The sequence below is a fragment of the Pseudarthrobacter quantipunctorum genome, assembly GCF_045291495.1.
Taxonomy (GTDB): Bacteria; Actinomycetota; Actinomycetes; order Actinomycetales; family Micrococcaceae; genus Arthrobacter; species Arthrobacter quantipunctorum.
Genome location: NZ_CP148033.1, coordinates 243,218 through 256,169, shown reverse-complemented (window position 1 = coordinate 256,169; position 12,952 = coordinate 243,218). Strand labels below are relative to the sequence as shown.

At 65.9% G+C, this 12,952-nt stretch carries 11 protein-coding genes; 10 read left to right on the top strand and 1 reads right to left on the bottom strand.

Annotated features, from left to right (window positions below):
• The first annotated feature begins 128 nt into the window (after positions 1–128).
• The 10 genes from WHH00_RS01155 (at position 129) to bcp (ending at position 11,300) form a co-directional block, all read left to right on the top strand.
• Entirely contained in the window at positions 129–1,358 is a 1,230-nt protein-coding gene (locus tag WHH00_RS01155; protein ID WP_406635784.1) for a M20 family metallopeptidase, read from the top strand.
• Between the two features lie 56 nt (positions 1,359–1,414).
• On the top strand, positions 1,415–2,704 hold the full coding sequence (locus WHH00_RS01150) for an MFS transporter (RefSeq protein ID WP_406635782.1): 1,290 nt from the start codon (positions 1,415–1,417) through the stop codon (positions 2,702–2,704).
• Positions 2,705–2,965: 261 nt separating this feature from the next.
• A complete protein-coding gene (locus WHH00_RS01145) occupies positions 2,966–3,493 on the top strand; it encodes a hypothetical protein (protein WP_406635780.1) in 528 nt (175 codons plus the stop codon).
• A 235-nt stretch (positions 3,494–3,728) separates the two neighbouring features.
• On the top strand, positions 3,729–4,529 hold the full coding sequence (locus WHH00_RS01140) for a hydroxypyruvate isomerase family protein (RefSeq protein WP_406635778.1): 801 nt from the start codon (positions 3,729–3,731) through the stop codon (positions 4,527–4,529).
• A gap of 72 nt (positions 4,530–4,601) precedes the next feature.
• Positions 4,602–5,519, top strand: coding sequence for a 2-hydroxy-3-oxopropionate reductase (locus tag WHH00_RS01135; RefSeq protein WP_406635776.1), 918 nt, complete (start codon positions 4,602–4,604; stop codon positions 5,517–5,519).
• 160 nt (positions 5,520–5,679) lie between these two features.
• Positions 5,680–7,458, top strand: a complete 1,779-nt coding sequence (gene gcl, locus WHH00_RS01130; protein ID WP_406635774.1) for a glyoxylate carboligase — start codon at positions 5,680–5,682, stop codon at positions 7,456–7,458.
• A gap of 35 nt (positions 7,459–7,493) precedes the next feature.
• The gene (locus tag WHH00_RS01125; RefSeq protein WP_406635772.1) at positions 7,494–8,708 is read left to right on the top strand and encodes a glycerate kinase; all 1,215 of its coding nucleotides are present in this window, start codon (positions 7,494–7,496) and stop codon (positions 8,706–8,708) included.
• Positions 8,701–10,044, top strand: coding sequence for an allantoinase AllB (allB, locus tag WHH00_RS01120; RefSeq protein WP_406635770.1), 1,344 nt, complete (start codon positions 8,701–8,703; stop codon positions 10,042–10,044). Before WHH00_RS01125 ends, allB begins: the two co-directional genes overlap by 8 nt.
• 9 nt (positions 10,045–10,053) lie before the next feature.
• Positions 10,054–10,740, top strand: coding sequence for a winged helix-turn-helix domain-containing protein (locus WHH00_RS01115; RefSeq protein WP_406635768.1), 687 nt, complete (start codon positions 10,054–10,056; stop codon positions 10,738–10,740).
• 80 nt (positions 10,741–10,820) lie between these two features.
• The gene (bcp, locus tag WHH00_RS01110) at positions 10,821–11,300 is read left to right on the top strand and encodes a thioredoxin-dependent thiol peroxidase (RefSeq protein WP_406635766.1); all 480 of its coding nucleotides are present in this window, start codon (positions 10,821–10,823) and stop codon (positions 11,298–11,300) included.
• Positions 11,301–11,411: 111 nt separating this feature from the next.
• Here bcp and WHH00_RS01105 read toward each other — a convergent pair whose 3' ends face one another.
• Entirely contained in the window at positions 11,412–12,908 is a 1,497-nt protein-coding gene (locus WHH00_RS01105; RefSeq protein WP_406635764.1) for an MFS transporter, read from the bottom strand.
• Positions 12,909–12,952 lie beyond the last annotated feature (44 nt).

Below are 12,952 nucleotides of genomic sequence, written 5' to 3'. Positions count from 1 at the left end.
CCCGTCACCAAGCATGAATCCTGTCAAAAGCGGCTCCAAAGAGGATATATCGAGCGCTTTCACGCAATGTGAGTTGCGCCACTCCAGAATAGTCCACAGACCCGGAAAGCTGAGCCCAGGAGTAACAAGTGCCCGTAATTGAAGACGCCAAGGAACTGCAGGGGGACCTCACCCGCCTCCGCCACGACCTTCACCGGCACCCCGAAATCGGGCTGCACCTGCCGCGGACCCAGGAGAAAGTCCTCCAGGCCCTCGACGGGCTTCCGTTCGAGATCACCCTGGGCAAGGAAACCACCTCCGTCACCGCGGTGCTTCGCGGGGGCAAGGCCGCCGCAGGAACCACCGGCACCCAGCGGCCCGCGGTGCTCCTCCGGGCGGACATGGACGGCCTTCCCGTGCAGGAGAAGACCGGCGTTGAGTTCTCTTCACAGGCGGACGGCGCCATGCACGCCTGCGGCCACGACCTGCACACCTCGATGCTCGCCGGAGCCGCCACCCTCCTTGCCGAGAAGCAGCACCAGCTGCAGGGCGACGTCGTCCTCATGTTCCAGCCCGGCGAAGAAGGCTGCGACGGTGCCAGCTACATGATCCGCGAGGGCGTCCTTGATGCCGCCGGAACCCGCGTGCAGGCGGCCTACGGGATGCATGTGTTTTCCTCCCTCGAGCCCCACGGCACCTTCTGCACAAAGCCCGGCGTGATGCTGAGCGCCTCGGACGGGCTGGAGGTCACCGTCCTTGGCGCAGGCGGCCACGGCTCCGCCCCGCATGCTGCGAAGGATCCCGTCACCGTGGCTGCCGAAATGGTCACTGCCCTCCAGGTCATGGTGACCCGGCAGTTCAACATGTTCGATCCGGTGGTGCTCTCAGTGGGTGTGCTGCATGCCGGCACCAAGCGGAACATCATCCCGGAGACCGCCCGCATCGAGGCGACGGTCCGCACCTTCTCCGAAGCCTCCCGGCTGAGGATGATGGAGGCCGTGCCGCGCCTGCTCAAGGGAATCGCGGCAGCCCATGGGGTGGAGGTCCATGTGGACTACCAGGAAGAATACCCGCTCACCATCACCAACGAGGACGAAACGCACACCGCGGAGAAGGTCATCTCTGGACTTTTCGGCGAGCGCCGCCTTTCCCGCTGGGCCACTCCCCTGAGCGGTTCGGAAGATTTTTCCCGGGTACTGGCAGAAGTGCCCGGCACCTTCGTCGGCCTCAGCGCCGTCGCCCCTGGCGGCGATCCTGCCACCTCACCGTTCAACCACTCCCCGTACGCAACGTTCGACGACGGCGTGCTGGCTGATGGAGCCGCGCTCTACGCCGAACTGGCCACCTCGCGCCTTGCCACGCTGGCGGCGGCGGCCTGACCCGCCGTCGTCCTTCCCATCCCCATCCTCTTCACCACGAACCTGAGGAAGTAAGCATGTCCATTGCAGTAACCAAGCAGCAGACTGGACGCGTGTCCACCACCAAGACCATCGTCGGAACCGGCATCGGCAATGCCGTCGAATGGTACGACTGGGCCATCTACGCCACCTTCACGCCCTTCATTGCCAGCCAGCTCTTCAGCAAGGCCGACCCCGCGTCGGCGGTACTGTCCACCCTGGCGATTTTCGCCGTCGGCTTTGTGGCACGGCCTTTCGGCGGCTTCCTCTTCGGCTGGATCGGCGACAGGGTGGGCCGCAAGACGTCGATGACCCTCGCCGTCGGACTCGCCTCACTGGGCAGCCTGATGATCGGCATCGCTCCGACCTTCGCGAGCATCGGCGCCTGGGCGTCCCTGATGCTGCTCGTGGCACGGCTCGTCCAGGGACTGGCGCACGGTGGCGAGCTGCCGTCGTCGCAGACCTACCTGTCCGAGATGGCTCCCAAGGAGCACCGCGGATTCTGGGCCACCCTGATCTATACCTCCGGAACCGTGGGCATCCTGTTCGGCACACTGCTGGGCGCCGTCCTTAACATGACCCTGACCGCGGAGGCCATGAACGCCTGGGGCTGGCGCATCCCGTTCCTGCTGGGCGCGGCCATGGGGCTGTATGCACTGATCATGCGGTCACGGCTGCACGAGACCGACGCGTTCGAGGGCGAATCGCTGGCCGAAAAGCGGGCTCCGCTCTGGCCGCAGATCGTCCGCCACCGCAAGCAGGCACTCCAGGTCATCGGCCTCACGGTTGGACTTACCGTCATCTACTACGTCTGGGGAGTCGTGGCTCCCAGCTACGCCACCACCGCCCTGAAGATCGACCGCGGCGAGGCACTCTGGGCCGCCGTCATCGCCAACATCGTCTTCATCGCCGCCCTTCCTTTCTGGGGGAAGCTGTCTGACCGCATCGGGCGCAAAAAAGTCCTGTGGTCCGGGGCCATCGGCTCCGCGGTAATGCACTTCCCCATGACCTGGCTGCTCAAGGATTCAGCCTGGCAGCTGGCCGTAGGCATGTCCGTGATGCTGATTTTCATTGCTGCGAGCGCCGCGATTGTCCCCGCTGTTTACGCCGAACTGTTCCCGACATCCATCCGCACCGTTGGCGTGGGGGTGCCCTACTCCATCTGCGTGGCAGTGTTCGGCGGCACCGCACCGTACCTGCAGCAGTGGCTCGGAACCACCATGGGCATGCCTCAGCTGTTCAATATTTACGCGGTGGTGCTGCTGGTGGTCAGTGCGGCGTTCGTGTTCACCATTCCCGAGACGAAGGGCAAGGACCTGACGCACTAGGCGCGGGTGGGAGCGCAACCAAAAAGGGTAGACACCACCCTAGCGCGGGCCGGATTGCAGGAGCAGGATTGAACTACCGGATCACAACATTCAATGAGGCCGGACATACGCCCCCCACTAGCAGGGCGCACTTTGAAAACGGGACAAGCGGGCTGCGGCCGCCACGCTGATCGCGATGCTCAGCCAGGCGCGTGCCTACTCGGCCCACATGGGGAATCGCACCCTTAAAAATTGTGAACCGCATCCTTCTCAGGAGCACAAATGTCCATCACTCCATCAACAGGAATCCGCTCAACCCGGGCCAGGATCGCCCTGGTCCCGCTTCTCTCACTGGGCCTGCTCGGGGGCTCCGTGGCGTTCGCCGGCCCAGCCCTGGGGCATGACGACCGGCGTGACGACCGGCACGGGTGTACCGTCAAGCCACTGGACCCCAAGGACCTCCGCGGCAACAAGGTCGACTTCAGGATCAAAGTCCAATGCGACGACATAGACGGCAAGAAGGACGGCAAGAGGACCGTCCATATCCGCCAACTCCGCTACGAGGACGAGAAGGGCCCGCGGCGCACGGACGACTTCCTGGGCCGTTCGCGCTTCTATGAGGAATTCGACAAGAACGACCAAAAGGCCAGGATCATCCACAGCGTTGACAAGGTGCGCAACCTGGACCGCCGGGGCGCCGAAGAGGTCTACCACGTGGTCTCCTTCCGTGTGCAGAAGGGCAACGGGGACTGGTCCGACTGGACCAAGTGGGAGATGAGCGAGGTCGTTGAAGTTACGAGAGGCCGCTGACAGGGCAGGACTTTTCAATAAGTAAAAAAGCAAAAGAGCCAGGGGCCACCACCCCTGGCTCTTTTGCGTGCAGGCTCCCTGAGGCAGCGCACCCGGGCAAACTGCGGCCCCTTGACTCACCACCCCCTCCTTCCCTACACTTTTCATAAAGCAGAATCTAAATTCCACAAAGCGGAAAGTTTGAAGACTGGAAGCAAGGGAAGATGGATCAAAGCCCTCCTTGGAAGGACCTACGATGACGTACACAGTGAACTGCTCCATCCTCCTCACGGAGCTGCCCCTGCTCGAGCGCCCCGCCGCCGCAAAGGCAGCCGGCTTTGACGCTGTTGAGTTCTGGTGGCCCTTCGAGAGCTCCGTCCCGTCCGACGCCCAGATCACCGAATTCGAGAACGCCATCCAGGACGCCGGCGTTCAGCTCACCGGCCTGAACTTCAACGCCGGCAACATGCCCGGCGGCGACCGCGGACTGGTCTCCTGGAAGGGACGCTGCTCCGAGTTCAAGGACAACATCGACGTCGTAGCCGGCATCGGAGAACGCCTGGGCTGCAAGGCCTTCAACGCCCTCTACGGCAACCGGCAGGACGAGTTCACCCCCGAGGAGCAGGACGAACTGGCGGTCAAGAACCTGGCCGCAGCCGCCGAAGGCGTTGCCCGGATCGGCGGGACCGTCCTCCTCGAACCGGTCAGTGGAGCACCCAAGTACCCGCTCCTCACCGCTGCCGACGCAATCAAGGTCATCGCCCGCGTGAAGGCGGAGGCCGGCGTCGGCAACATCAAGCTCCTCGCCGACTTCTACCACCTCGCAGTCAACGGCGATGACGTGGCAGCTGTCATCGAAAACCATGCCAAGGACTTCGGCCACATCCAGATCGCGGACAACCCCGGCCGCGGCGCCCCCGGCACCGGCACCCTCCCCCTCGGCGAGTGGATCGCCCGCAGCCGCGAACTCGGCTACGAGGGCTACATCGGCCTCGAGTACAAGGAACCGCAGGAAACGGCCTTCAGCTGGGCCATCCGCCAGCGCGTCAGCCAGTAATCGCCACCCCGCCCAACTAAGTAGCAGCAGATGTCGCTTAGACCCTCTATTACGACATCTACCGCGACCTAGTTGGGTAACCCCACACAGACTTCAGAAAAGAGAACCACCATGAGCAACGTTGCAGTTATCGGACTCGGAATCATGGGCCTGCCCATGGCCATCAACCTGGTCAAGGCCGGCCACACCGTCACCGGCTTCAACCGCAGCCAGGACAAGATCGACAAGCTCGTCTCCGAAGGCGGCAAGGGCGCCACCAGCATCGCGGACGCCGTCAAGGATGCCGACGTCGTCATCACCATGGTGCCGGACTCCCCCGACGTTGAGGGCGTCGTCAGCGGCGAGGAGGGCGTCTTCGCCAACGCCAAAAAGGGCACCCTCTGGATCGACGCCTCAAGCATCCGCCCCGACGTCGCCAAGCGCCTCTCCGACGAAGCCCGCGACGCCGGCATCCGCCCCCTCGACGCCCCGGTCAGCGGCGGCGAACAGGGCGCCATTGACGCCGCACTCTCCATCATGGTCGGCGGCGACAAAGAAGACTTCGACGCAGCCTCGGACGTCCTGAACGCCGTCGGCAAAACGATCGTCCACGTGGGCCCCTCCGGCTCCGGCCAGACCGTCAAGGCTGCAAACCAGCTGATCGTGGCCGTCAACATCGAGGTCCTCGGAGAGGCCATCGCCTTCCTTGAGGCCTATGGCGTTGACACCGACGCCGCCCTCAAGGTCCTCGGCGGCGGCCTGGCCGGCTCCAAGGTCCTGGACCAGAAGGGCCAGAAGATGCTGGACCGCAACTTCGACCCCGGCTTCCGCCTGGCCCTGCACCATAAGGACCTGGGCATCGTCACCTCCGCCGCCCGCGAAGCCAACGTCGCCGTCCCCCTCGGCGCCGTCGTCGCACAGCTCGTCGCCGCCACCGTCAACCAGGGCGACGGCGCACTGGACCACTCAGGACTCTTCAAGCAGGTCCTCCAGCTCTCCGGCCGCAAGTAACCCTCACGCGGCGAAGCCGGCCGCCCCGAAACGGGGCACTTCGACACGGACACGCCGGCCGCCGTCGTCCATTACGACGGCGGCCACCCCCAAAGTGCCCCACGACAGTTCGTGGGGGTACTTCAGCACACCCAAAAACAGACTTAAGTAGGAGCACACCATGAGCAAGATGCGTACCGTTGATGCGGCGGTTGCCATCCTGGAAAAGGAAGGCGCCATCGAGGCGTTCGGCCTGCCAGGCGCCGCGATCAACCCCTTCTATTCCGCAATGCGCGCCCACGGCGGCATCCGCCACACCCTGGCCCGCCACGTTGAAGGAGCCAGCCACATGGCTGACGGCTTCAGCCGCGCCAAGGACGGCAACATCGGCATCTGCATCGGCACCTCCGGCCCCGCCGGCACGGACATGATCACCGGACTGTACGCAGCCTGGGCCGATTCCATCCCCATGCTCTGCATCACCGGCCAGGCACCCGTTGCCAAGCTGCACAAGGAAGACTTCCAGGCCGTGGACATCGAATCCATCGCCAAGCCCGTCACCAAGATGGCCATGACCGTCCTGGAGCCCGGCCAGGTTCCCGGCGCCTTCCAGAAAGCCTTCCAGCTGATGCGCTCCGGCCGGCCCGGCCCCGTGCTGCTGGACCTGCCCATCGACGTGCAGATGGCCGAGATCGAATTCGACATCGACACCTACGAGCCGCTGCCTATCGAAAAGCCCAAGGCTTCCCGCAAGCAGCTGGAAAAGGCCCTGGACATGCTGACCGCTGCCAAGCACCCGCTGATCGTAGCCGGCGGCGGCATCATCAACGCCGGCGCCTCCGAACAGCTGGTTGAGCTGGCCGAGACCCTGAACATCCCCGTGATCCCCACCCTGATGGGCTGGGGCACCATCCCGGACGACCACCAGCTCATGGCCGGCATGGTGGGCCTGCAGACCTCGCACCGCTACGGGAACGAGAACTACCTGCAGAGCGACTTCGTGATCGGCATCGGCAACCGCTGGGCCAACCGCCACACCGGCGGCCTCGAGACCTACACGGCAGGCCGGAAGTTCGTGCACATCGATATCGAGCCCACGCAGATCGGCCGCGTGTTCTCGCCGGACCTGGGCATCGCGTCCGACGCCGGTGCGGCGCTGGCCGGGCTGGTTGAGCTCGCCAAGGAGCGCAAGGCCGCAGGGTCCCTGCCGGACTACAGCGCCTGGGTTGCCGAGTGCGCGGACCGCAAGGCCTCCCTGCACCGCAAGACCCACTTCGAGAACATCCCCATCAAGCCGCAGCGCGTCTACGAGGAGATGAACAAGTCCTTCGGCCGCGACACCACCTACGTGTCCACCATCGGCCTGTCCCAGATCGCCGGCGCGCAGATGCTGCACGTGTTCGGTCCGCGCAAGTGGATCAACGCCGGCCAGGCAGGTCCCCTGGGCTGGACCGCCCCTGCAGCGCTCGGCGTGGTCCGCGCCAACCCGGAGCAGACCGTGGTGGCCCTCTCGGGCGACTACGATTTCCAGTTCATGATCGAGGAACTGGCCGTGGGCGCGCAGTTCAACCTCCCCTACATCCACGTGGTGGTGAACAACTCCTACCTGGGCCTGATCCGCCAGTCCCAGCGCGGGTTCAACATGGAACAGAACGTGTCTCTGGCGTTCGACAACATCAACTCGCCTGAGACCAACGGCTACGGCGTTGACCACCTGAAGGTTGCTGAAGGCCTGGGCTGCAAGGCCGTCCGCGTGGAGGATCCCAACGACCTCGCCGCCGCCTTCGACAAGGCCAAGGCACTCATGGGCGAGTTCCAGGTTCCCGTGGTGGTGGAAGTGATCCTGGAGAAGATCACCAACATCTCCATGGGCGTGGAAATCAACGCGGTGAACGAGTTCGAGGAACTGGCGGAAACCGCGTCCGACGCCCCCACCGCCATCCTGGCGCTGCAGCCCTAGAACCTGCAGGCCTGACAAGAAGGACGGACACTGCCATGCGCATCGTCATTGCCCCGGACAAGTTCAAGGGATCGCTCTCCGCGCCGGACGTCTGTATGCACCTGGAAAAGGGCCTGCAGCGCGGCGCGGGCGGGAACCTCGACGTCATCCGGATTCCAGTAGCCGACGGCGGTGAGGGAACCCTCGACGCCGCCGTCGGCTCAGGCTTCACCCGCCGCAGCGCTGTGGTGGCCGGACCAACAGGAGAACCGGTCACGGCCGAGTTCGCCGTCCGGGGCAATGAGGCCGTCATCGAAATGGCCGCGGCCTCGGGCCTGGCACTGCTCCCGGCAAGTGCCCTGGTGGACGGGCGCCCAGGCCCGACGGCGGCACGCACCGCCACGAGCCTGGGCACCGGCCAGCTCATCAGCGCCGCCCTGGATGCGGGCTGCAACCGGATCATCCTGGGCGTTGGCGGCAGCGCCAACACCGACGGCGGCGCCGGGGTCCTGCAGGGGCTCGGCGCCAGGTTCCTCGACAGTGAGGGCCACGACCTTCCGTCCGGAGGCGCCGCCCTGGCCCGGCTGGACCGGATCGACTTCAGCGGGTTCGAACCCCGGCTGAAGGACACACGCTTTGTGCTGGCGTCCGACGTCGACAATCCCCTGCTGGGCGCCCACGGCGCAGCGGCGATTTTCGGCCCGCAGAAAGGCGCCACACAACAGGACGTCGGCATGCTCGACGCCGCCCTGGCCAGGTTTGTCGAAGTCCTGGCCAGGGAAATCGGTCCCGAAGGCCCCGGCAACAGGGCCTTCAAAGCGGCGGAAGCCCCGGGTGCCGGAGCGGCAGGAGGCGTTGGCTATGCAGCCATCGCCGTCCTGGCCGCGACCCGGCGCCCGGGCATCGACGTGGTGCTCGAATTCACCGGCCTGGCCGAACGGCTGGCCGGCGCCGACCTGGTGATCACCGGCGAAGGGAGCCTGGACGAGCAAAGCCTGCTGGGCAAGACCCCCATGGGCGTTGCCCGGGCAGCAGCCGCGCAGGGCGTCCCGGTGATTGCCGTCTGCGGGCGGACCACCCTCGCTCAGGGGCAGGCGGCCGCCGCAGGATTCGAGGACGTTTACGCTTTGACCGAGCTTGAAAGCAATGTAGACAGGTGCATAGCAGAGGCAGCGCCGCTTCTGGAGCAGCTAGGCACACAGATCAGCGGAAGGCTGGCAGCCACCACACTGTCCCGTACCGCAACCACCAAGGAGGACCTCCATGTCTGAAGAACGTTTTGACCTGGTCATCCGCGGCCAGCGCATCCTCACCACCGCCGGCCTGGCTCCCCGTGAAGTGGGCGTCCGCGGCGGCAAGATCGTGGCCCTCGAGCCGTTGGGCAACGGCCTGGCCGGCGCCGAGGTGATCGAACTGGCGGACGATGAAACACTGATCCCCGGCCTGGTGGACACTCATGTCCACGTCAACGAGCCCGGCCGCACCGAGTGGGAGGGCTTCGCCTCCGCCACCCGTGCAGCAGCGGCCGGCGGCGTGACCACCATCATCGACATGCCGCTGAACTCCGTCCCGCCCACCACCACCGTGGAAAACCTCAAGCTCAAGCGCGAAGTGGCCGAGGACCAGGCTTTCATCGACGTCGGGTTCTGGGGCGGCGCTATCCCCGGCAACAAGGGTGACCTGCGCGCCCTGCACGACGAAGGCGTGTTCGGCTTCAAGTGCTTCCTCCTGCACTCCGGCGTGGACGAGTTCCCGCACCTGGACGCGGACGAGATGGAGGAGGACATGGCCGAGCTGAAGTCCTTCGATTCCCTCATGATCGTCCACGCCGAGGACTCCCACGCGATCGACCGCGCCCCGCACCCCGGCGGCGACCACTACCAGACCTTCCTGGCCTCACGCCCCCGCGGCGCGGAAAACAAGGCCATCGCCGAGGTCATCGAACGGGCCCGCTGGACCGGTGCGCGTGCGCACATCCTGCACCTCTCGTCGTCGGACGCGCTGCCCATGATCGCCAGCGCAAAGCGCGACGGCGTGAAGCTCACCGTGGAGACCTGCCCGCACTACCTGACGCTGATGGCCGAGGAGATCCCGGACGGCGCCACCGCGTACAAGTGCTGCCCGCCCATCCGTGAGGCCTCCAACCGGGAGCTGCTGTGGCAGGGCCTGCTGGACGGCACCATCGACTGCATCGTCTCGGACCACTCCCCGTCCACCCTGGACCTGAAGGACCTGGAGAACGGTGACTTCGCCGTCGCCTGGGGCGGTGTCTCGTCCCTGCAGCTGGGGCTCTCACTGATCTGGACCGAGGCACGGCACCGCGGCATCCCGCTGGAGCAGGTGGTGTCCTGGATGGGCGAGAAGCCCGCCGCCCTGGCCCGCCTGTCCAACAAGGGACAGCTGGCCCTGGGCTACGACGCCGACTTCGCCGTGTTCGCCCCGGACGAGGCGTTCGTGGTGGACGTTTCCAAGCTCAAGCACAAGAACCCCATCACCCCGTACGACGGCAAGGCCCTCTCCGGGGTGGTCCGCAAGACCTTCCTGCGCGGGGCCGTCGTGGACGGGCAGACCCCCACGGGCAAGCTGATCCGCCGCGGCGGAGTCTAAGGACGCGCCATGGCAGTGGAAGCCCACCATCCGAGGACGGGGGCACGTCCCGGAACCATCGCCAGGCCTGCCTTCACCGGGGCAGCCGCCCGCGGCCTCGCCGTGTGGGTGGTCCCGGAGGAAGGCACCAGCCCGGAACTCCTGGCCCGCGCCGCCCAACTGGTCCTGGCCAGGGCCCTTCAGACTGCTCCGGAGGCGGAAGTCCACTGGCCCGCCGCCGGAGCTCCCACACCGGGGTCCTCCGCTTGCGCGGGGGGAGCCGCAGACGACTCCTCTCATCCTTCCTCCGCAGCGGAGGCCCCTTCCGGCGCCCCATCCGGGGCACCAGGGGAGGACGACGGCGGCACGCGGCTGCCGCCGTCGGCCGGCCCCGTCAGCCGCATGGCGGTGGACCTCGCCGCTGACCAGGTCCTGCTGGACGGACGGCGGGTGCCGCTGACCGGCGTCGAATTCAAGGTCCTCCGGTACCTGGTCACGCACCTGTCCCGCACTGTGGGCAGGGAGGAACTGCAGGAGTTTTTGGACTCGTTCGAAACCCCCGGAGCCTCGGCCCGGTCCATCGACGTTTACGTGGGCAGGATCCGCCGCAAGCTGGGGAATGCCCGCCATGCCGTGGCCACCGTGAGGGGCGGCGGGTACCGGTTTGTGCCCGGTTCCTGCGCCACCGTCCGCGGGCCGGCGGAATACTGCATATGACGCCGGAGTTGTATCACTGAGCGGGAAGCCGCTTCACTTGATGTTTTGCCAGTAATGACAAAGTCTTCCAAAGGAACACCATGAGCCCCACCCTGACCACCAAGCTCCAGCCCGGAACCCCGGCCCCTGACTTCACCCTTCAGGATGCCCAGGGCCGCGAGACTGCCTTGGCCGACTACCGTGGCAAGAACGTCATCGTGTACTTCTACCCGAAGGCCGCCACCCCCGGCTGCACCACCGAGGCCTGCGACTTCCGCGACAGCCTGGCCTCCCTGCAGGGCAAGGGCTACGAGGTCATCGGCGTCTCCCCCGACGAGCCCGAGGCCCTGGCAGGCTTCACCGGTGACTTCTCCCTGACCTTCCCGCTGCTCTCCGACCCCGACCACGAAGTTGCCCTGGCCTACGGCGCCTGGGGCGAGAAGCTGGTCAACGGCGAAATTACCGAGGGGCTGGTCCGTTCCACCGTTGTGGTGGATCCGGAAGGCAACGTTGTCCTGGCCCAGTACCAGGTCAAGGCCGACGGCCATGTGGCCGCCCTGAAGGACGCCCTGGGAATCTGACGCTCCCGCACTTAATGTCGGGTTTCCTCAAACCTTCTCGCACTTAAAGCCGCTTTTCCCCAAACGCTCCCGCACCGGTGACCTGTTCACCGGTGCGGGGGCGTTTGGTGTTTACCCGGCGGTGTCCGTTGTCCGGGCCTCCTCTGCCGCCGCCAGGGCGTACGACGCCGAGACCCTGCGGTAGACCGGGGTGAGGAAAGCCAGCAACGCGGCGATGACCATAATGACCCCGGCCACGAGGAACACCAGGGCGATGCCGCGGGAAGTGCCCTCGCCCAGCAGCGGGGCCAGACGGCCGGCGCCTTCGGCGGACCGTGCGTAGGGAATGATCCAGAACTGGGCGATCGGGGCGATCAGGAACGCCGTGACGGGAGATGCCGCGGACTCGAACGCCATGGCGAACCCGAACACCCGGCCCTGCCGCTGCAAAGGCACCACCTGCTGGATGACTGTCTGTTCGGCGGCTTCAACAAAGGGCACCAGGACCAGGTAGGCCCAGATGCCCGCGATGTACAGCCACGCCCACTCCCGCACCGTGAACACGGCTCCCAGGAAGCCCATCAACGCGACCGCAAGGAGCAGGGTGCGCAACGGGTTGGAACCCAGCCCGAACTTGCCGATCAGCGCGCCGCCCACAAGGATCCCCGTGAACCCCACCGCCGAAAAAATGCCCCACAGCTCCACAGGGAACATCTCCAGGCCGTACGGGTCCATCAAGGCCATGTAGACGCCGCCAATGAAGTTGTTGAACGTGGAAAACAGGATCAGGGCGAAAAGCCCGGAAATCGCCAGCACTGCAGCGAGGGAGCCGCGCAGGTCGAAGCTGCCGTGGGCATCCGTGGCTGCCGCCCGGACTTCCTCGGGTATGCGCAGGGTGAGCAGGTGCAGGAATGCGAGCGCGGTGAGCGCCAGTGCGACGGCGATGGTCCAGCCCATGCCGAGCAGCCCCACCGAGAGCCCGGAAAGCACGGACGTGACGATGAACATCAGCCCCTGCACCATGCCCACCATCCCGTTGGCGTTGGCGCGGCGGTCCGGCTCGATCAGGATGGTCACCGTGGTGGAGAGGGCGATGTTGCGCATGTTTTCCACCACCGCACCGACCAGGATGACCATAGTGAAAATCCAGAACCACGGCCGGGCAAGGTCCAGCAGCCAGGCGGTGGGCGTCAGCAGGAACATAGCCCCGGACAGCGCGAACATCACGAGAGTGAAGGCGGCGGCAAAGCGCATCACGGCCAGCTTGCGGTAGCGGTCCACGAACGTGCCGAAGCTGATGCTGGAGACGGCAATAAGAAGCATGTACGCCCCGCCCACCACACCGGTGGCGATCACGTTACGCGTCTCCAGGTACACCCAGAACGTCAATGCGAACCATAGATAGCTGGTGGTGACGTTGGCGGCGGCGGTGTTCACCAGGACGCCGGTGAAGGTGCGGGACCGCTGTGCAGGGGTGCGCAAAGAGGTGTCGACGGCGTCCGGATCAGTGAGGAGCGGAGCCCCGCCGTCGTCTGGCGCGGCGGACGCTACTGCAACGTCCTCGCTAAGTCTTTTCCCGCCGTCGGAAGCCGCTGCGGCGCGCGGCGGGACCGGCTCCTGCTCGGTCATGCGTCCCAGTGTAATGACAACCCGGGAGCATGGACACGGTCAGG